12 protein-coding genes are annotated in these 21,407 nt (G+C 39.3%); 10 read left to right on the top strand and 2 right to left on the bottom strand.

From position 1 onward, the window contains the following. The 8 genes from fsa (at position 1) to LU635_RS14300 (ending at position 12,218) form a co-directional block, all read left to right on the top strand. Positions 1 to 657 carry a fructose-6-phosphate aldolase gene (fsa, locus tag LU635_RS14335; protein ID WP_240100179.1) on the top strand — a complete coding sequence of 219 codons (657 nt, stop codon included), beginning with the start codon at positions 1 to 3 and terminating at the stop codon, positions 655 to 657. Between the two features lie 2 nt (positions 658 to 659). Beyond that, entirely contained in the window at positions 660 to 1,502 is an 843-nt protein-coding gene (locus LU635_RS14330; RefSeq protein WP_240100178.1) for a transketolase, read from the top strand. Positions 1,503 to 1,519: 17 nt separating this feature from the next. Then, positions 1,520 to 2,476 (top strand): transketolase family protein, encoded by a 957-nt coding sequence (locus LU635_RS14325; RefSeq protein WP_240100254.1) that lies wholly within the window; start codon positions 1,520 to 1,522, stop codon positions 2,474 to 2,476. 48 nt (positions 2,477 to 2,524) lie between these two features. Next, complete coding sequence (locus tag LU635_RS14320; RefSeq protein WP_240100177.1) at positions 2,525 to 3,634, top strand: glycoside hydrolase family 43 protein; 1,110 nt, start codon at positions 2,525 to 2,527, stop codon at positions 3,632 to 3,634. A 380-nt stretch (positions 3,635 to 4,014) separates the two neighbouring features. After that, the gene (locus LU635_RS14315; RefSeq protein ID WP_240100176.1) at positions 4,015 to 5,988 is read left to right on the top strand and encodes a glycoside hydrolase family 97 protein; all 1,974 of its coding nucleotides are present in this window, start codon (positions 4,015 to 4,017) and stop codon (positions 5,986 to 5,988) included. Positions 5,989 to 6,042: 54 nt separating this feature from the next. Continuing rightward, positions 6,043 to 7,107, top strand: coding sequence for a glycoside hydrolase family 43 protein (locus LU635_RS14310; protein WP_240100175.1), 1,065 nt, complete (start codon positions 6,043 to 6,045; stop codon positions 7,105 to 7,107). A 36-nt stretch (positions 7,108 to 7,143) separates the two neighbouring features. Then, entirely contained in the window at positions 7,144 to 9,564 is a 2,421-nt protein-coding gene (locus LU635_RS14305) for a glycoside hydrolase family 2 TIM barrel-domain containing protein (protein ID WP_240100174.1), read from the top strand. A 191-nt stretch (positions 9,565 to 9,755) separates the two neighbouring features. Beyond that, positions 9,756 to 12,218 (top strand): glycoside hydrolase family 95 protein, encoded by a 2,463-nt coding sequence (locus LU635_RS14300; RefSeq protein ID WP_240100173.1) that lies wholly within the window; start codon positions 9,756 to 9,758, stop codon positions 12,216 to 12,218. Between the two features lie 382 nt (positions 12,219 to 12,600). On the opposite strand, the gene LU635_RS14295 is transcribed toward LU635_RS14300, so the two are convergent. Next, positions 12,601 to 12,816, bottom strand: coding sequence for a hypothetical protein (locus LU635_RS14295; protein WP_240100172.1), 216 nt, complete (start codon positions 12,814 to 12,816; stop codon positions 12,601 to 12,603). Between the two features lie 37 nt (positions 12,817 to 12,853). Here LU635_RS14295 and LU635_RS14290 point away from each other — a divergent pair, with 37 nt between their 5' ends. Next, positions 12,854 to 15,574 carry an outer membrane beta-barrel protein gene (locus tag LU635_RS14290; RefSeq protein ID WP_240100171.1) on the top strand — a complete coding sequence of 907 codons (2,721 nt, stop codon included), beginning with the start codon at positions 12,854 to 12,856 and terminating at the stop codon, positions 15,572 to 15,574. Between the two features lie 125 nt (positions 15,575 to 15,699). Here LU635_RS14290 and LU635_RS14285 read toward each other — a convergent pair whose 3' ends face one another. Then, positions 15,700 to 18,144, bottom strand: a complete 2,445-nt coding sequence (locus tag LU635_RS14285) for a T9SS type B sorting domain-containing protein (protein WP_240100170.1) — start codon at positions 18,142 to 18,144, stop codon at positions 15,700 to 15,702. Positions 18,145 to 19,081: 937 nt separating this feature from the next. On the opposite strand from LU635_RS14285, the gene LU635_RS14280 reads away from it, so the two are divergent. Then, the gene (locus LU635_RS14280; protein ID WP_279343901.1) at positions 19,082 to 20,983 is read left to right on the top strand and encodes a rhamnogalacturonan lyase; all 1,902 of its coding nucleotides are present in this window, start codon (positions 19,082 to 19,084) and stop codon (positions 20,981 to 20,983) included. The last annotated feature ends 424 nt before the right edge of the window (positions 20,984 to 21,407 follow it).

The raw sequence follows: 21,407 nt of genomic DNA, 5'->3' as shown, positions 1-21,407 counted from the left end.
ATGAAATTTTTTATAGACACTGCAAATATTGATCAGATCAAAGAAGCCCAGGATCTGGGTGTTTTAGACGGAGTGACGACAAACCCTTCGCTCATGGCGAAGGAGGGAATTACCGGTAAAGACAATATTCTAAAACATTATGTGGATATCTGTGCGATCGTAAATGGTGATGTATCAGCCGAAGTTGTCGCTACCGATTTTGATGGAATTGTAAGAGAAGGAGAAGAACTTGCGGAATTGCACGAGCAAATCGTTGTAAAGGTTCCGATGATCAAAGAGGGAGTTAAAGCTCTTAAATACTTTAGTGATAAAGGGATCAAAACCAACTGTACTCTGGTGTTTTCTGCTGGTCAGGCCTTGCTTGCTGCCAAAGCCGGGGCAACTTATGTGTCACCATTCTTAGGTAGACTGGACGATATTTCAACTGACGGGCTTCAGCTGATTGAAGACATAAGGTTGATCTATGATAATTATGGTTTTGAAACAGAGATCCTTGCAGCATCTATAAGGCATACCATGCATGTAATTAATTGTGCTAAGCTTGGTGCCGATGTAATGACGGGACCGTTATCATCAATCGATGGATTATTAAAACATCCGCTAACCGATAGTGGACTTGAAAAATTCCTTCAGGATGCTAAATCTTTTAATCTCTAGCTATGGATGTAAATGAATTAGAAGATTTTGCCACACAGGTAAGACGGGATATTTTAAGACAGGTTCATAAAGTGAATTCGGGACACCCCGGAGGATCATTGGGCTGTACCGAGTTCTTTACGGTGCTCTACAAAGAGATACTCGAACATAATCCTGATTTTAATATGGACGGTATAGGCGAAGATCTTTTCTTTCTTTCCAACGGTCATATTTCACCGGTTTTTTACAGCGTTCTGGCACGTACCGGTTATTTCCCGGTAAAAGAGCTGAATACATTCAGACTGATAGATTCGAGGTTACAGGGACATCCTACCACACATGAAGGTTTGCCCGGAGTAAGGATTGCCTCCGGTTCATTAGGACAGGGAATGAGTGTGGCTCTTGGAGCAGCCCAGGCAAAAAAACTGAATAATGATAAGCACCTTGTATTTTCCCTTCACGGTGATGGAGAACTTCAGGAAGGCCAGAACTGGGAGGCTATTATGTATGCTGCCGGTAATGGGGTGGATAATATAATTTCTACCATAGACTACAACGGGCAGCAGATAGATGGAAGTACAGACAATGTGCTTCCTATGGGAAATCTAAGAGCCAAATTCGAGGCTTTTGGCTGGGATGTTTTGGAAATCAAAGACGGAAATGATCTTGAGCAGGTCGCCGAAGGACTTAGAAAAGCAAAATCCAGGACCGGAAAAGGCAAACCTGTTTGTGTATTGCTGCACACCGTAATGGGACACGGGGTAGACTTTATGATGCATACCCATGCCTGGCATGGCAAAGCGCCGAACGATGAACAATTGGAAAAAGCACTTGCTCAAAACCCGGAAACCTTAGGAGATTATTAGTCATGGAAAAAATTGAAATAAAAAAATACACAGATACTGGTAAGATAGATACACGTTCAGGTTTTGGAGACGGATTAACTGAACTGGGAAGAAGTAATCCTAATGTGGTAGCCTTATGTGCCGATCTTGTGGGATCTCTGAAAATGCAGGATTTTATCGATGAAAATCCTGAAAGATTTTTCCAGGTGGGAATTGCCGAAGCAAATATGATGGGAATGGCAGCCGGGCTTACCATAGGAGGTAAGATCCCTTTTGCCGGAACCTTTGCTAATTTTGCTACCGGAAGGGTTTATGACCAGATACGTCAGAGTATTGCCTATTCGGGAAAAAATGTGAAGATATGTGCCTCTCACTCGGGGGTGACCCTGGGTGAAGATGGAGCCACTCACCAGATTCTTGAAGATATCGGGTTAATGAAGATGCTTCCGGGAATGACGGTGATCAACACCTGTGATTATAACCAGACCAAGGCGGCAACGATTGCTATTGCAGAGCATGAAGGGCCTGTGTATCTTCGATTCGGAAGACCAAAGGTCGCGAATTTCACACCCGAAGATCAGAAATTTGAAATAGGAAAAGCTGTTCATCTGCTTGAGGGAACCGATGTCACTATTGTAGTGACTGGTCATTTGGTTTGGGAGGCCATACAGGCCGCTGAAAAGCTGTCTGAAAATGGGATTTCCGCTGAGGTGATCAATATTCATACGATTAAACCTCTGGATGAAAAGGCAATTCTGGACTCTGTTAAAAAGACAGGTTGCGTGGTAAGCGCGGAAGAACATAATTTTCTTGGAGGTCTGGGAGAAAGCGTGGCAAGAACTCTGTCTTTGAATCACCCGGCACCTCAGGAATTTGTGGCTACCCAGGATACCTTTGGGGAAAGCGGAACTCCGGAACAGCTATTTGCAAAATATGGATTGGATGCAGATGCGATAGTTAAAGCCGTTAAAATAGTAATCCAAAGGAAAGAGTAATTAAAATGCTTTAAAGTCACGTACTTCTTGGAAAATAAGAATATCCGAATGGAAAAATTCAAAAAAAGCCTATGGTTAAGGTTTTTACTCCTTCTTATAGGGGGAATATTCTTATTTCAGAGTTGTAAGGTAGCCGCAAAGCCAGGGAATAATTCTGCTGAAATAGAAAACCAGGAAAGCCAGGATTTTGAAGCATATTTGCTGGTTTACTTTAAGGACGATGACCATAGCTTGCATATGGCTCTTAGTAAGGATGGCTACACATTCACAGATATTAATAATGGTAAACCGGTAGTAGGCGGTGATACAATTGCTTCACAAAAAGGAATAAGAGATCCTCACATTTCGAGGGGTCCCGATGGAGCCTTTTATATTACCATGACAGATCTTCATCTGTTCGCAAAGGATCTGGGATATCGTGAGACTAGATGGGAAAGGCCACAGGAGAAATATGATTGGGGAAATAACAGAGGCTTTGTCTTGATGAAATCTTATGACCTTATTCATTGGACACATAGTAATTTTCTTTTTGATGAAGCTTTTGAAGAATTACAGGATATAGGCTGTGCATGGGCTCCTCAATCTATTTATGATCCGGAAAAAGACAAGATGATGGTCTATTTTACCATGCGGATTGGGCATGGCAAAACTAAAATGTACTATGCATATGCCGATGAAGATTTTACTCAACTTATAAGCTTTCCAAAACTTTTATTTGATTATCCAAAAAGTGAAATTCAGGTACTGGATGCAGATATTCTTCAAATGCCCAACAGACGGTATTGTATGACTTATGTTGCTCAGGAAAATCCAGGAGGCATCAAAATGGCGTTTTCTGATCATATAAATAGAGGATATAAGTATGATCCGGAATGGATCGATAAAGAGCCTGGAGCCTGCGAAGCACCAAACATGTGGAAGCGTAATGGAGTTGATAAATGGGTTTTAATGTATGATGTTTTTAGCGTAAACCCACATAATTTTGGGTTTCTTGAGACGACCGATTTTAAAAATTTTAAAGACCTAGGACACTTCAACAAGGGCGTTATGAAGACAACCAACTTTACATCTCCAAAACATGGATCAGTGATTTCTTTAACCGCTAAAGAAACAAGGGTTCTGGCCGATCATTGGGGTTACGATTTGAATCTGGAGTAGAATTCATATTTATTCAATCCCTTATGAGATATACTAAGCTTGGGTTATTCTGAGATTTGAGAATATAAATTTTACCTACGCCCGTATGAATATAAAGGAATATTAAATGAAATCGCCGGAAATGGTAACACTAATCATCAGGCGATAGTTAAGTTAAAAGATCAGTGATATTTCATATATCATAATGGAGGTTTACAAAATGGTGGAAACAGCTATAGTAGATCTGTTTGTATAGATTCCTTAAAATATAAAAATGGCGGAAGCTTAGATAAGGTTATTATGACCTCTAAAGGAGTAGATCCTTTAATTCAGGAATAGGATAGGAAAGGAAAACCGAAAAAATTTACAACTAAATACTGATTTGTTAAAAATAAAAAGTAATGACAGGTTATATCTCAATTAGGAAATTTTATACAATCTTCATAATTCTATTCACCTCTTTCTCTTTTTCAGTTTTTTCACAGGAATCTCTAGAAATTAAAAGTCCGGATGACAGGCTGAAGCTTGAAGTTAATTTAACCACGAGTGGACAAGCCTTTTATAATATTAGTTTGGATGAAGAGATCTTCCTTGAAAATTCGCCTCTGGGGATGAGAACATCAATCGGAGATTTTTCAAAAGATCTGAAATTTGTTTCCAGTGATCAGTCTGTGATCTCTGAAACTTATGAAATGGATCGCGCTAAAGTAAGCAAAGTTGAATATAACGCGAATCAACTGATAAGTACTTTTACTAATCAGACTAATGACACTTTGAAGGTGATCTTCAGACTTAGTAACAGGGATGTCGCTTTTTCTTATAAGGTGATTGGAGGAAAGAATCAGACAAAAATTCGCATTCAGGAGGAAACCACAGGGTTCAATCTTCCGGATTACGCGACTACATATATCACTCCACAGGCATTACCGATGACTGGTTGGGAACAAACCAAACCAAGTTATGAAGAAGAATATAGCTTGAATGGGGATATGAGTAAACCATCCCTTAACGGTGTTGGATATACCTTTCCTGCGCTGTTCAAATTAGCCAAAAATGGGTGGGTTTTGATTTCAGAAACAGGCGTTCATGGGCAGTATGTAGGATCAAGACTTGGAGAAGGAACATCTGATGGACTTTATAAACTTGAGTTCCCCCAGGAAGGTGAAAATAATGGTATTGGGGAAACATTCCCTTCTATGGCTTTACCGGCACAAACTCCCTGGCGCACGATTACAATAGGAGCAACTTTAAAGCCAATTGTAGAGTCCACTGTTGCTTTTGATGTGGTGAAGCCACTTTATGAGGCTTCAGAAGATTACAAGATGGGAAGGGCCACCTGGAGCTGGATCGTATGGCAGGATAACAGTATCAACTATGAGGACCAGGTAAAGTATATCGATCTCGCATCAGAGCTCGGTTTTGAATACGTACTGATAGATAACTGGTGGGACAATAATATTGGCTACGATCGAATGGAGGAACTGGTTAAATACGCCGAATCAAAAAATGTGGATGTATTACTTTGGTATAACTCTAACGGATACTGGAACAATGCCCCACAGACTCCACAGGATAAAATGAATAGGGCATACGCCAGGAAGAAAGAGATGCAATGGATGCAGGATATTGGTGTGAAAGGTATTAAGGTTGATTTCTTTGGAGGCGATAAACAAATCACCATGCAGCTTTACGAGGATATTCTCAGTGACGCGAATGATTATGGTTTAGGTGTTACTTTTCATGGTTGTACCCTGCCCAGAGGATGGCAGCGAATGTTTCCGAATTTTGTGACTTCGGAAGCTGTTCTGGCTTCTGAAAATCTTGTCTTTCGACAGGAGGCCTTAGATAAGCATGCTTTAAATGCGACCATTTTACCGTTTACCAGAAATGCAGTTGGTTCTATGGACTTTGCCCCTGTATTTCTTAACGACCGCTTATCCAGAGATCAGCAAAATGGAACTATTCGTTCCACTACAGATGTCTTTGAACTGGCCACAGCGGTCTTGTATTTTTCCCCCATTCAGCATTTTGGATTAACACCAAGCAATCTGGATGAGCAGCCGGAATTTGTGCTGGACTTCCTAAGGAATGTTCCAGTGACCTGGGATGAAACCATTTTTATAGATGGAGCACCAGAAAAAGAAGTTGTCATAGCTCGCCGAAAAGGAGAGAAATGGTATGTCACAGCAGTAAATGGTGAAAGAAAAGATAAAAAGGTGACAGTTGAACTTCCTATGCTTGCAGGAAAAAAGGTTCAGATGATATTCGATAAGGAAGATGGTTCGGCAGCCAGTAAAGAAGTGAAAATTAATAATAAGGGGAGGGTGAAGCTGGAATTTTTATCTGAAGGCGGAGTCTTATTTATTGGTAATTAATTCTTTTGTAGAATGTATGATCTTAATAACTTGAAGAAAGTTGGGCTCCCAGCCATGATACTTTTTTTCATCATTTTGCTATTTCAAAACTGTAAATCCGATAAAGATTCAACAGGGGAATCAGGTTCTACTAAATTAGAACAAACTAAAGAGGAATTACGGGCTTATCTGCTTGTGTATTTCAAGGATGATGACCATAGTTTGCATATGGCTCTGAGTACCGATGGAAGGACTTTTACCGACATCAATAATGGTAAGCCGGTAATTTCGGGAGATAGTATTGCCGAGCAGAGAGGAATTCGGGATCCTCATATTTATCGCGGACCTAACGGTAATTTTTATCTGGCGATGACCGATTTGCATATTTTTGCTCAACGGGAAGGCCTGCGGGATACAGAATGGGAGAGACCTGGCGAGGAATATGGCTGGGGCAATAATCGGGGTTTTGTTTTAATGAAATCTGATGATCTAATAAACTGGTCCCAGGCTAACCTTCGAATTGACCAGAGTTTTGAAGGTTTCGAAAATGTAGGAGCCGCATGGGCACCTCAGACTATCTACGATCCTGTGGAAGGGCAACTCATGCTTTATTACACCATGAGGTTCAAAAACGGACAGAATAAACTGTATTACAGCTATGTAAATGAATATTTTGATAAACTCCTCACCAAACCTGAACTGCTATTTAAGTATCCGAAGGAGGTATCATATATTGATGCAGATATAACCTGGGTGAACAATAAATACCATATGTTCTATACACCTCATGATGGGATACCAGGGATAAAACAGGCTGTCTCCGATACGATAAATTCGGGATATTCATACGACCCTGCCTGGTATGATACCGAGGAAGAGGCCAGCGAAGCACCCAATGTCTGGAAGATCATCGGAGAAGATCGATGGATTCTTATGTATGATGTTTATGGAATAAATCCTCATAATTTTGGTTTTCTTGAAACTACAGATTTTGAAAATTTTAAAGATCTGGGTCATTTTAATGATGGAGTTATGAAGGCGACCAATTTTTCATCCCCTAAACATGGAGCTATAATTCATTTAACTGCTGCTGAGGCCAAATCCCTTGCAGATTATTGGGAATATGATATAGAATTCTAAGTATGCACTTTTTTTAAAAAAATAATTAAAAGCACAATGAAAACTTTTAAATCCTTATGCTATTTAACTTTTATAGTTTTCATCGTGGGATGTTCTTCAGAACAGCAGGAAAATCCTCAAAGAAGACAATTATTTGATGCTGACTGGAAGTTCTCTTTAGGGGAAACTATTGGTGCCGGCACAGTTGATTTTGATGATAGTAACTGGAGAGATCTCGATCTCCCTCATGACTGGAGTATAGAATCTAAACCAGACATTGAAAATCCGTCTAAAGGAGATGGGGGGTATTATCCCACTGGTACAGGTTGGTACAGAAAGACTTTTGAAGTGCCTCAAAAATGGAGCAACAAAAAGGTGCTGGTCTATTTTGAAGGTGTATATATGAATGCGGAAGTATATATCAATGGTGAAAAATTAGGTGTTCAGCCTTATGGCTATACTTCTTTTGATTTTGATCTTACTCCGTATTTAAAACCCGGGCAGGAGAATGTCCTGGCGGTGAAAGTTGATAATTCCAACCAAACGAATAGCCGATGGTATACCGGTTCGGGTATTTACCGGTATGTATGGTTAAAGGTAACCGATCCCTTGCACATTGCACATTGGGGTGTCGCTATTACCACACCCGAGATCAATGAAGCTCAGGCCAAAGTTCATGTCAAGACAAAGCTGAAAAATGAGACATCTTCACCTCAAAGTTTTTCACTTTCAACCCGGATAAAGAATTCAGAAGAAAATGTAATGGAAGTAAACCTTCAGCCTAATGAGGAAAAGGAGGTAACCCAGGAAGTAATCGTGGAAAATCCTTCATTATGGACTCCGGAATCTCCTGAACTGTATAAGGCTGAAATCAGCATAATTCAGGATTCAGAAACTATAGACCAGGTTACAGAACCTTTTGGGATTCGTGATATTCAATTTTCTGCCGATAATGGCTTTGAATTGAATGGAGAAAAGGTAATTATCAATGGAGGAAATGTTCATCATGACAATGGTAGCCTGGGAGCAAAAGCATATGATAGAGCGGAGGTTCGAAAGGTGGAATTGCTTAAGAAAGGTGGATTTAATGCCGTAAGAACATCACACAATATTCCGTCAGAAGCCTTTTTACATGCCTGTGATAGTTTAGGATTGCTGGTGGTAGATGAAGCCTTTGATGGATGGAGGGCAATGAAAACCACTTTTACGCCGGTAGAACATGATTACTCAACGCTTTTCGATAAATGGTGGAAACATGATATTCAGTCGATGGTTAAACGTGACAGAAATCACCCGTCGATTATACTGTGGAGTATAGGTAACGAAATTATTGAAAGAAAAGAGCCAGAAGCCGTGGAAGCCGCACATAAACTGGCCGAAGCCGTTCGGGAAATCGATACTACCCGCGGCATTACTTCAGCAATGTCCACCTGGGATGCCGATTGGGAGATCTTTGATCCCTTAATGGCTGAACATGATGTGGCCGGTTATAATTACCAGCTGCATCGCGCCGAAAGTGATCATGAGCGAGTGCCTTCAAGAAAAATTTTGAATACGGAATCTTATCCTAATAATGCATTCTATATCTGGAAAATGGCCACTGAGCATGACTATATTCTTGGTGATTTTGTCTGGACTGCGATAGATTATTTAGGTGAATCCGGGATTGGAAGATATTACTACCCGGGAGAACCGGATGGAGAGCACTGGATGCTTGATACTTTCCCATGGCATGGTGCCTATTGTGGGGATATAGACCTAATAGGGTGGAGAAAACCAATTTCCCATTACCGTAGCATGCTTTACAATGGAGATGAAAAACTTTATATGGCCGTTCAGGAACCAAATCCTGAGGAAGGAGAAATTAAATTGACCATGTGGGCGGTATGGCCGACCTGGGAAAGCTGGACATGGCCGGAGCATATTGGCGCAGAGGTGAAGGTAGATGTGTATTCTAGATATCCGAAGGTGCGTTTGTATTTGAATGACAGTCTGGTTGGAGAAAAACTTACGGGAAAAGAACAGGAATTTAAAGCAGTTTTTGAAGTTCCTTATAAACCGGGTAAACTGAAAGCTGTTGGCATCCAGGATAACGAGGAAGTTGAATCGGTTAATCTTGTAACGGCTGGTGAAGCAACTAAAATTACACTTTCTGCCGATCGTTCCACAATTGCTGCAGACGGGCAGGACCTTTCTTTTGTTAGAGTTGAAATTACCGATGAGAAAGGAGTCCACCAGCCCAATGCCGATGACGAACTTCAGTTTAGCCTGGAAGGTCCGGGAGAGATCATTGCGGTAGATAATGCAAACCTGAAAGATACGGACTCTTATGTGTCAAAAACCAGGAAGGCCTGGAGGGGAAGGGCCATGGTGGTTATAAAAAGCACACAAGAAACAGGTGAAATGATTCTTAAGGCATCCTCCCCCGGACTAGAAGAAGAGCATGTGGTAATTAAATCTACCACGGTTAATAAATAGGGCAAATTATTTTTAAGAGTCGGAGTTTTTGGTCTTAAAGGTTGAAATAAAAAAGGATTGAGTATATAGAAGGATAGGCCGAAATATCTTTTTGCCGTTAATAAATTTATCTTTTATCACTTTAGAGCAGATATAGACAAAGTAAATATGAGGGCTTTATTTGCAAATCAATGGGTGTAATAAATTTAATAATGAGAAAAATAATTCTATTACAATTATGCTTCGCGTTCGTATTAAAATTTGGGAACGCCCAGGAACCTAATCATTTGCTTTGGTATAACAGCCCGGCAGAAAATTGGAATGAGGCTTTACCGATTGGTAATGGAAGAATAGGAGGAATGGTATATGGCATTCCTACTGAAGAAAAGATTCAACTTAACGAAGAGACAGTCTGGGCTGGTGAACCTGGTAATAATGTTCCCAAGGGTGTATCTTCAAAAATAGAGGAAATTCGCAACTTACTTTTTAGCGGAAAAAATCAGGAGGCACAGGATCTAGCCAATAAAATTTTTCCAAGGGAGGCTATTCAAGGAAACAATTATGGTATGCCTTACCAATCGGTTGGTAATTTGGTATTAAGTTTTCCGGGACACAAGGAAGTTAATTCTTATAAAAGAACTCTGGACATTAGTAATGCTATTGCAGGAGTAGAGTATAATATTGGTGATGTAAATTTTAAAAGAGAATATTTTGTCTCTTATCCAGATCAACTTTTAGTGGTTCGAATCACAGCAGATAAGAAGAAAAGTATTTCCCTGGAACTTAGTTTTGAGACTGCACATAAGGACTCTCAGGTTTCTGTTAAAGATAATATTCTTAAGCTTTCCGCTACTACTGGTGATGTGGAAAATAAAATCGGTAAAGTGAAGTTTACAAGTCTGGCCTATCCGGTAATCAATTCCGGAAATATTATTGTAAAAGAAAATAGCATAAAAATTCAGAATGCTGATGAAGCTTTGGTACTGGTGAGTATTGATACAAATTTCAAAAGCTATAAAGACCTCAGTAACTCGTCAAACGAAATAGCCGCTAAATATCTTAAGAAAGCAAAAGGTAAATCATACAAGGCATTGATAAGTTCTCATGTTGAAGATTATAAGAGCTTGTACGATCGGGTTTCATTAAAACTTGGGGATCCAGAATTTCAGGATATTCCTATTGATGAACGCCTGGAAAACTTTTCAGGTTCCAATGATCTTGGATTGGTTGGTTTATATTTTCAATTTGGGCGGTATCTTTTAATTTCGAGTTCCCGTCATGGAGGCCAGCCTGCTAATCTTCAAGGTATTTGGAACGATAAACTTTACCCACCATGGGACAGTAAGTATACTGTAAATATTAATACAGAAATGAATTACTGGCCGGCAGACATTACTAATCTGGGTGAGTTAAATCAGCCATTATTCAAGATGATAGAGGAATTATCCGTAACCGGCAGGGAAAGTGCCAAAGCAATGTACAATGCTGGGGGATGGAATATGCATCACAACACAGATCTATGGAGAATTACAGGGGTTATAGATGGTGCATTTAGCTGGGGTTTGTGGCCGATGGGCGGCGCCTGGCTCACTCAGCATATCTGGCAACATTATCTCTTTACAGGAGATTTGGGATTTCTGAAAAAATATTACCCGATCTTAAGATCTACGGCGGAATTTTATACAGATATACTTTATGAAGAGCCAGAAAATGGCTGGTCGGTTATAGCTCCTTCTGTTTCGCCAGAGAACACTTATCAAAATGGTGTAGCGGTTAGTTATGGAACTACTATGGACAATCAGCTGGTTTTTGATGTGTTTTCGAATGCTATCAGGGCAGCCGAAATACTTAAAAAGGATTCGGAATTTTCTGAATTACTGAAAAATTACCGGAAACGCTTACCTCCCATGCAAATAGGTAAATATTCACAACTGCAAGAATGGATAAAAGACTGGGACGATCCGGAAGATAAGCACAGGCATATTTCACATTTGTATGGCTTACATCCTTCTGCTCAGATATCGGCATTTAGAAATCCTGAATTATTTTCTGCTGCAAGAAATACTTTGGAATATCGGGGTGATAAATCCACCGGGTGGTCAATGGGTTGGAAAGTGAATTTCTGGGCACGTCTGTTTGACGGAGACCGGGCATACGACTTGATACGAACCCAGCTAACAAAAGTCGGTGACGGTCCTGAAGAAGGAGGGACTTATCCTAATTTACTGGATGCCCATCCACCTTTTCAGATTGATGGAAATTTTGGTTGTACTGCAGGAATAGCGGAGATGTTATTACAATCGCATGATGGCGCTATCCATTTATTACCTGCCTTACCAAAAGCATGGCATAAGGGTGAAATTAAAGGCTTAAAGGCCCGTGGTAATTTCGAAGTGGATATTAAATGGGAAGAAAACCATTTGAAAAAGGTTAAAATCCATTCTAATTTGGGAGGAGTCTGCAGAATAAGGACAACGAAAGTTCTCTTAGATGAGAACCGAATTGAATTACCCGGGGCAAAAGGTAAAAATCCAAATAAATTTTATCAGAACCCTGAGATAAAAAAGATACTGGTGTCTGAAAAAGCTGAAATAGAAAAAACAGACCTACCTGAATATCGGGTTTATGATTTTCCCACACAAAAGGGTAAAACCTATATATTTTTAGCTGAATAAATGGATTTTTTTTAATGAAGTGACTATAAAAGTTGCTGGTAATAACCGTAAAAACTCTTTCGCCCACGATTTATTTGGAGCAATTAGAGTCTGGATGTATTCTAATACCATGAGAATTGCAAGGGATTAGGATTCTCCTGGATCAGGCATTTTATTTTGCAGCCCGAACCGGATCCAACCTAAGAAATGACCTATGCAAAAAGATATTATGATTCCATGAGTTGCGAATTAGTTGATATTCAAATAAGGGCATAGATTTGGTGGAGCCGTGATGTAATTTGGTAGGCTAATAATTTCTTCTCTGTATTTAGTTCTTTTAAACCTGTACTAGGAATCACCACGGCATCAAACTTTACGATCCTCGGCTTTATTTTCAGGTTTTTTATTGCAGCCTGTTCCGTAAGTTTTCCAGTTGTGGCCCGGAAAATGTCTCATAATCCAGCATGAATTTCTTTACCGTGGCCAATCTAGGTAATTGCTGATAAAAGCTCATATTAAAATCCCATTTTTTATTCATAAAGAACAGAAACATAACTTTTAATTTTCCAGAAAGGGCACTGGTAATTAAACCTTTGCTTACAAATGAAGTCCTACTCATATAAAGTGTTAATATAACACCAAACAGCCAATCATTTATGAAATCTATTTTTACCTGCCTGGCCCTTCTTTTTTTCAATTTAATCTTTTCTCAGAATTTTAAGATCAGTGGGGTGGTTCTGGATGAACAGGGTGATCCCCTTGAATCGGCAACTGTTTATGTGGAAAGACCCGCCGATAGTTCCCTGGTGACTTATTCCATTTCTAAAAAAGATGGAGGTTTCAATCTTTCAGGTAATGCTGAAGTAGAAAAATTAAATCTTATCATTTCTTTTTCAGGTTACAAACCACATCAGGCAATCATTCAGGTAAAAAATGAGCTTGATTTAGATCCTATAAAGATGGAAATTCAGGATAATCAACTGGAAGAAGTTGTACTTACTGCTAAAAGTGCGCCAATTGCGGTAAAGAAAGATACTCTTGAATTTAATGCCGATTCTTTCACTACCCGTCCCGATGCCAACCTGGAAGAACTCATGAAAAAACTTCCCGGGGTAGAGGTAGATAGTGATGGAAATATTACAGTGAACGGGAAGCCCGTGTCCCGTATACTTGTAAATGGCGAGGAATTCTTTGGAGATGACCCTAAGATAGCCACGAAGAACCTTCCCAAGGAGATCATCAATAAAATACAGGTAACCAATACAAAAACACAAGCTGAAGAGTTCACGGGTAAACCGGGAGATCCCGATAATAAAACCGTTAATATCACCATTAAAGAGGATAAGAACAAGGGGTATTTCGCCCGGGCTACGGCCGGTGGCGGGACCAACGAAAGATATGAGCTCAGTACTATTGCAAATTACTTCAAGGATGATCTAAGACTCAGTGCGCTGGGAAGTTCAAATAATATCAACAGTTCAGGATTTAGTTATGATGAGGTGTATGGGATGATGGGCAGAAGCGCCGGAAGAAATGTTTTTGGAGGTAACCGTGGCGGTATTACCAAGTCGGAGACCGCGGGACTTAACTTTGTGAATAAATGGAAAGATAAATATGAAGTTAACGGCGATTACTTCTTTGGACGAAACAACACTGAAAGCAGAACCCGTGTTTCCAGAGAAAATATTCTCCCGGATTCTACATATTTCACTAATTCAGAACAAAGCCAGAATCTTATAAATGATAGTCACAGAGCTAACTTAAGGTTCGAAGTGGAATTCGATTCCCTCACACGTCTTTCAGTAAGACCACGGTTTGATATGAATATAGGTGAATCACATCGGAATAGTACAGCCGAGTCCCTTAACGAAAACCGGGAGCAGATCAATGCTACAGAAACCCAAAGCGACGAAGAACTTGAAAGGACGAACTTTAGTAATGATATAGATTTCATTAAGCGATTTGGAGGTAATGGTGCTTTTCTAAGACTGGAATTTTCCAACTGGCACAGGGAGCAGAAGAACGATAACTTCTTTTATTCTGAAAGTGTTTTTAGGGAAGAAGGTGGAGAGAACATTGAGATCCAGGATCAGTATATAGATGAAGATGAGAAAGAGAATTCCTATTCATTCGAAGCAAGTAACCGAAGCGTACTGGTCACAGACTTTTTTCTCGATATTTCTTATGACTTTGATTATTCAAATTCAACGAACAAAAGATATGTTTATGAGGCTGAGCAAACCAGCGGCAACTACAATATTCTGAATAATACCTTAAGTAACGATTTTGAAACGACCAGCAGGAGGCATACGCCAAACATAGGACTTAATTATGAAGGAGAGATCTGGAGAGTCCAAACAGAGATAGGACTACTTTATACCGAGCTCCTGAATACCGATTATCTTCAGGATAATTCCCTGGACAACAGTTATAATAATCTGTACGTGGAGGCTGAGGTTCGCTATGAGATAGAGCGTTCCAAGAGCTTATCTTTTGAATATGAGACCGATGTGGATATACCATCCATAAGACAGCTGCAACCCGTAGAAGACAGGACGAATCCGCTGAACATCGTTGTGGGTAATCCTGGTCTGGAGCCTTCTTACCGTCAAAGTTTTGATTTTAATTATCGCAATTTTGATTTTGAAACCAGAACGGGGATCTTCACCTGGGCCAATTTGAATTTAACCGATGACAGAGTCGTATCTGTAACTACCCTAAACGAAGATCTTGTAAGAACTACTACCTTCACAAATGTGGATGGAACTGTCAATGCCAGTGTGGGGGTATTCTATAATAAACAAACCAAGAAGGAAGAACAGGAATTCAGGTACAGGATGGGCCTTAGAGCCAATTTTGATAAGAATGTGGGATTCACCAATGGCGAGAAGTATGAGGCATACAGGTATCGGGTAAGCCCCTCTGTTCGCTTTACCTATGCAATTGAAGAACTTATCGAGATCAATCCCAATTATAATTTAACCTATAACGAAACAAGATATGATATTAATCCAGACAGGAATGAAAACTTCATTGATCACCGGGCTGGGTTGGAAGTAACCTCTTTCTGGCCGGAAAATGTGATCTTCGGGAATGATATCTCTTTTAATTATTTTGGGATAGCATCACCAGGTTTTAAAAACTCTTCCTGGTTCTGGAACATGAGCCTTGGCTATCAATTTATGGAAGATGATGCAACAGTAAAACTTAAAGTTTATGACCTGTTGGATCAGAATATAGATACCCGCAGAGATATTGGGGATGATTTTATTCAGGATACCAGTAGCCTTATTTTAACCCGTTATGCAATGCTGAGTTTTACGTATAAACTGGACAAGTTTGGTGGCGGGCCTCCTAATAGAAGAGGCCGAAGGTGATAATGAGAAATTTAGAATATAAATTATCTGAAATTAAATAGGTTATCTTAAAGTATATTGAATTTATTTGAGTTCCTGCCTGATTATTTATCGCTTTGTTTACGAAATAATTATTGACTTTTCTGTTATCGGGTTGAACGAATAAGTGAGAAATGGCCTTTATAAGAAGTACCGTCTTTTAAATTTAGATGAAACCAATAATCATCAGCAGGCATCAATTTGCCCAGATACCTGCCATTCCATCCATTACTCTGTTGGTCGAGCCTTATTAAAAGTTTTCCATAGCGGTCATAAATTGATAATAAAAAGTTTTCCTGATTTGGGATCCCTTTAATATTCCACCTATCATTGTAGCCATCACCATTAGGGGTGAAAAATTCTGGAATACCAAAAAGGAATAATTCCAGGCTGCTGATCCCACAGCCATTTTTATCGTTTATGTAGAGGGTATGAGTCCCTGGAAGAACATTATAAAAATTTCCATCATTTTGATATTGTCCCGTCGGAGTGTTCAGGATAAACTCATAATCCCCGATTCCCAAAAGTTCAGGATCTATAATACTGATCTCGTAAGTATCTCCTGTAGCTGTAACCCTGACATTTTCCCAGGTTAGAGCAGCAGGTCCGGAGTCAATGATTTCGATCATCTTTGTTTCTGAAGTGCAGCCCTCACTGGAAGTGGCGAAAACCGAATACCATCCTGGTGAGGTAACCGTAAGTTCCCGGTTGTTACTAATCAGGTTTCCTTCTTCATCATACCATGCATAATTATAAGTTTCATCAGTATCAATGGGAATTATATCGTATGAAGGTTGCATCGAACAAAACTGGCCGAACTCAGGCAAATCGAATTCCGGCATTTCCCTTACCACCAGTTCCACATAGGGGCCAATGGCATAGCATCCGTTTGTACTTTCATTTTCTATTCTAACAAAGAGTTCCTGACGGCCTGGAGTTTCGTTAATGAAATTCGCTTCGTTGGTTATTTCGTTAATTTCATTTAATGCATTTTCAGAATTGGAATAAAACGAAATGGAATAATTTTGATCTGCAGGCAACGCGTTTAAAATTGTTCCTCTGGCTTCAGAAAGGTCAAAGTTATGTAAACCGTCCTGATTTTCATCATTATCACAGGTAGATAAAGTATGGATAAAGTTTTGTGGAAGGTTCGAAGAAGAGACTTCCAGGCTAAGTCTTACAATTTCAAAACATGGCGATTGGTTACTTACCTTAACAAAAACTTCGCTGCTCGTAGAAATATTCAACAGAGTTTCATCCAGCATGTTGGTTTCAGATTCAGCATCAGCCTGCGAGGTGTAGAATTCAAAATAATAGGAGGAATCAGAACTAATCATTGGGATTGCTTCTTCCAGATCAAAAGTTGAGGAAGTTTCCTGTGAACCATCCACTGTACAAATGGTGAGCTTGACATTATTGTTTATTACTGTTATAGGTTCAAAATAAGTAACTGTGATTTTCTCGCGCTGACTCTCATTGCATCCCTTAGGACCGGCCGAAACATAAAAATCTGTCGTGGAATTAACCGTGGGATTGTAATTTGTACCTTCATGAATAGGAGTTCCTCCTGAAGCAGCGGTGAACCAGTACACTGTTCCTGCATTAGCTTCAGCACTGATTGAGACCATATTTGGACCACATATGTATGTTGCTGATGTTTCTGTGATTTCAGCCGCATAAATACGGGTGCTTGCTGAAATGTCTATTTCGGGATCGCCTGGCATGCCACCGTATTCTACGATATAGCCTTTGGGATGGTATACACCTGGAGGATCTCCATCTACCCGGAGGTCGTTCCACGCACCTCTATTACCTACCGAAGGATCTGTTATATGTAAATAATCTTCGCCAGGTCCGCCATGGGCATTATCTGGCTGATTAATATTCCAGTTAGCATAATTTGGTGAATAACCTGAAGAGCCTCCATACCAGAAAACAAGTCCGCCATTTAGCCCTTCAGGACCGGTCACCCATTTCCAGACACCTTCTGCATTTTTGTCTGTTCCGCCAATCCAGCCGGCTCCATCAGCCTGTTCTCCGGAAAGTTGGGCTTCTTCAGCAGATACTAGAGTGGCAAGGTATCCTTGCAGTCCATTGTAAGTACGCTGTGCAGCAGCTATTTTTGCATCTTCCCACGAGATTCCCAAATCTGATACATATTCATAATAATGACCTGTAGAAGCGAGGTAATTAGCCTGACCCGTGGTGATGGAAAATACTCTTTCACCCCTAAAACTGTTATTGGTACTCTCAAAATATATATTAGAAACTGCTTCAGTTATCTGCTCCAAAGTAGTTCCTGGTGATATGTTAAGCTGAAGCTTTGCAGTAGTCTGATTCCAGTTCGAAGAGATATTTTGATGATTTCCAGTTAAATATAATCTGTCGTGTTGTGCATCATATCCTTCAGAAATTTGTATGAATACCGCATTAATAGGAGACGAAGATGGGTTTTGTATACTGAAGGATGTGACGATAGGAATAGTTGATAAAGGACAATATAACTGATCCCCGCTGGCCGCTAGTTTAGGAGCCTGAGCAAATGTTGACATACTCAGGCAGAGAGTAAAAAGGCACGTGATAATACCAGAAGAGCTTTTCATTAATAATGTAATAAATACACTTCTAAGTTAATAATAAAGGTGGATTAAAGAGTGATTTAATACCAATTCTTTTGAAAAGATTTACCGTGAATTCCAAATTAAATAATGGTAACAGATTATTTATATGTGATTCAGGATGAATAAAGCATACATTTTCAAACCTATCAATTTTAAAAAGGAAATCTTCATTTAAGTAAAATATATGAGATAAGAATTATCAAATTACATTCATGACTTATATTGTGGTAAGGTGATATTGGAAGTAAGGAAAATCGTAAAATTTTTTAGTAGAAAGTGGAATTGCATAGCGTCAAATCATCCCAATTAGTCATTATATTATATAAAGGATTAACGAAAACAAATTTTTTTAATCTACAGTGAACTTATTTCGAATTAAACTATTCTTGCATTTTATAATGCTATCCTGTAGTAGCCTGATTATTTAGGGAGAGATAAAACCACTAAATTGTTTCAGGATATAGTACCTCATTAAAATGAATTTCTCCCTCCTTTAATTATCACCAAATTATATATCAGGATACTGCAGGATACAGTTCAAAACCATAAGCTATAATTTTATATTAATTTGGACATTGTTCCCTTTGAATGGGAAAATGAAACATGAGAAGAATCAATATATTTAAGCTAAAAAGGTTTTATCTTAAAATCATTCAATAAAGAGTGAGTTCAAATACCGTTCAGATAAAATGTACTTGTAGTTTGTAGATTTTGAATTAAGGAAAGAGCTAAGGGAGGGCTCTTTCTTAATTTTAAGTTTAAGGAGTTGTGGCCATGTTTAAAAATCTCTCTAACCTACCTGACCGCTATCGCAAATGGCCTAAATTCCAAATTTTTTTAACCCTCATAAAACTCTAACACAATTACTATGAAAAAAAATAAAAGCTTAGAAGGTGATGAGCACAGAAGGATTAATTTTTCAAAAGTAATAATCTTAATTAGTGTCTTTTCTACAATCCTGAGTGTTAATGCTCAAAAGGAAATGGAATATCTGGATAGAGGAGTAGTAGCGGTTAAAACAGATGACCAAAACGTGTTTGTGAGTTGGCGTTTATTAGCTGATGACTCAAAGGATATCAGTTTCAATATATACAAAGACAGCGTCAAATTAAATGAAGAACCAATTACCGAATGCACCTGTTTTGTAGATACAACTAATGGAAAAGGGGGGTATGTTGTTAAACCCATAAGCTCAAATAATAAGTTGGCTGTGTCAGAAAAGGTTGAGGTCTGGGAGAATGCCTACCTCGAAATTCCGATTCAAAAACCTGAAGCCGGTATTTCACCCGACGGTAAAAATTATGAGTATAAAGCTAATGATGCAAGTGTAGGGGATCTTGACGGAGACGGGCAATACGAGATTGTATTAAAATGGGATCCCTCTAATTCTAAAGATAATTCTCACCACGGCTATACCGGTAATGTATTTCTGGATGCATATGAATTTAATGGTGAGCAGCTTTGGAGAATAGATTTGGGGAAAAATATTAGGGCAGGAGCCCATTATACTCAATTTATAGTATATGACCTTGATGGTGATGGTCTGGCTGAGGTGGCATGTAAAACTGCTGACGGTACAATGGATGGAAAAGGCAAAATTATTGGAGATCCGAATACTGATCATAGGAATGATAAAGGAAGAATCTTAAAGGGCCCCGAATTTCTTACAATTTTCAGCGGAAAAACTGGAGAAGCACTAGAAACAACTAACTATCTTCCCTCCAGGCATCCCAGTAAGGAAAATCCGGAACCTGAAGATTTAAATAAAATCTGGGGTGATAGTTATGGAAATAGGATTGATCGTTTTTTGGCTGGCGTAGGCTACTTTGATGGCAAAACACCAAGCCTGATAATGACAAGGGGCTATTATACTCGTAGTGTTCTGGTGGCCTGGGACTGGAAGAATGGAAAATTGACCAAACGCTGGATATTCGATTCTAATGAAAACGCATATTCGAATTATGCAGGCCAGGGAAATCATCAGTTAAGTATAGCTGATGTGGACCAAGACGGAAAGGATGAAGTAATATTTGGTTCCATGACGGTTGATGATGACGGAAGCGGTCTTTATAATTCTGGATTAGGACATGGAGACGCCATGCACGTTTCCGATCTTGTACCGGGAAGAGATGGATTGGAAATATGGACAGCCCAAGAAGATAGAAATAAATACAGAGGGAAGGGACTGTGGTTAAGAGATGCAAAAACTGGTGATACCCTGTGGGGAGTACCTGCCAATGGTGATGTTGGTAGAGGACTTTCAGCCAATATAGATCCTAATTTTCCAGGAAGCGAAATGTGGGGAGCTGTGGGTGGAATTTTTAGCGCCGAAGGAAAGGAAATATCCAAACGTAGGTTGCCAATGAATTTTGCTATATGGTGGGATGGAGATCTTCAAAGAGAATTATTGGACGGGAATATTATTTATAAATGGGATTACAAAGAATCGAAAGTGGAAGAGCTGTTAAGGGCAGAAGGATCATTATCTAATAACTGGACAAAAGCTACTCCTGCTTTAAGTGCTGATATCCTGGGAGACTGGAGAGAGGAGGTGATTTTTAGGGCCGAGGATAGTAATTCTCTCAGGCTGTACAGTACAAATATCCCAACTTCATATCATTTTATAACTCTAATGCATAATCCACAATACAGAGTTAGTGTAGCCTGGCAAAATGTTAGCTATAATCAGCCGCCACATCCTAGCTTTTATATTGGTGAGGACATGGAAGAACCAGAAGATCCCAATATTGAAATAATTAAGGGGCTTTAATAAATGTATAAAGTTTAGTAATGTAAAAATATTAAATAATTAAAGGATATTGAGATGCGAATCTACCGGATGATTTAATTTTTCCTTTTTCTTTTTGCGAAATTTTTAAGACTGCACGGTGTCTTGCACCTTCAGGGAAAACTATTCTTTCTGCAACATCTTCCTATTCTTTTAAGTCACTTGATCATTTGGGAAACCCAATAAAAGTACATGGTAAAAACAGCTGTCGAAGATAGGCCTAAGATAAGCGAGAATAATTTTGGAATAAGGCAAAATCTTTGGTTCGAAACCATCTATTAAAAGTTTGAAGGCGAACTTGCTGAATAACGTAAGGAAATGATCACTCCTCTTTTTTTAAAATCTACCAGAGTGGTTAATTAAATATTGGCTAAAAGTATGTTCTGTTTCAGGAATGTATTATTCG

Origin of the sequence: Christiangramia crocea (assembly GCF_022410465.1) — a bacterium.
In the GTDB taxonomy this organism is placed as follows: Bacteria; Bacteroidota; Bacteroidia; order Flavobacteriales; family Flavobacteriaceae; genus Christiangramia; species Christiangramia crocea.
Note: the sequence above shows the minus strand (reverse complement) of the source record. Positions and strands in the feature narration are given on the sequence as shown.

Excerpts from the sequence above, each read along its gene's own strand:
- fsa (WP_240100179.1), top strand. The coding sequence starts at position 1 with ATGAAATTTTTTATAGACACTGCAAATATTGATCAGATCAAAGAAGCC.
- LU635_RS14330 (WP_240100178.1), top strand. The coding sequence starts at position 660 with ATGGATGTAAATGAATTAGAAGATTTTGCCACACAGGTAAGACGGGAT.
- LU635_RS14320 (WP_240100177.1), top strand. The coding sequence starts at position 2,525 with ATGGAAAAATTCAAAAAAAGCCTATGGTTAAGGTTTTTACTCCTTCTT.
- LU635_RS14315 (WP_240100176.1), top strand. The coding sequence starts at position 4,015 with ATGACAGGTTATATCTCAATTAGGAAATTTTATACAATCTTCATAATT.
- LU635_RS14310 (WP_240100175.1), top strand. The coding sequence starts at position 6,043 with ATGATACTTTTTTTCATCATTTTGCTATTTCAAAACTGTAAATCCGAT.
- LU635_RS14305 (WP_240100174.1), top strand. The coding sequence starts at position 7,144 with ATGAAAACTTTTAAATCCTTATGCTATTTAACTTTTATAGTTTTCATC.
- LU635_RS14300 (WP_240100173.1), top strand. The coding sequence starts at position 9,756 with ATGAGAAAAATAATTCTATTACAATTATGCTTCGCGTTCGTATTAAAA.
- LU635_RS14295 (WP_240100172.1), bottom strand. The coding sequence starts at position 12,816 with ATGAGTAGGACTTCATTTGTAAGCAAAGGTTTAATTACCAGTGCCCTT.
- LU635_RS14290 (WP_240100171.1), top strand. The coding sequence starts at position 12,854 with ATGAAATCTATTTTTACCTGCCTGGCCCTTCTTTTTTTCAATTTAATC.
- LU635_RS14285 (WP_240100170.1), bottom strand. The coding sequence starts at position 18,144 with ATGTCAACATTTGCTCAGGCTCCTAAACTAGCGGCCAGCGGGGATCAG.
- LU635_RS14280 (WP_279343901.1), top strand. The coding sequence starts at position 19,082 with ATGAAAAAAAATAAAAGCTTAGAAGGTGATGAGCACAGAAGGATTAAT.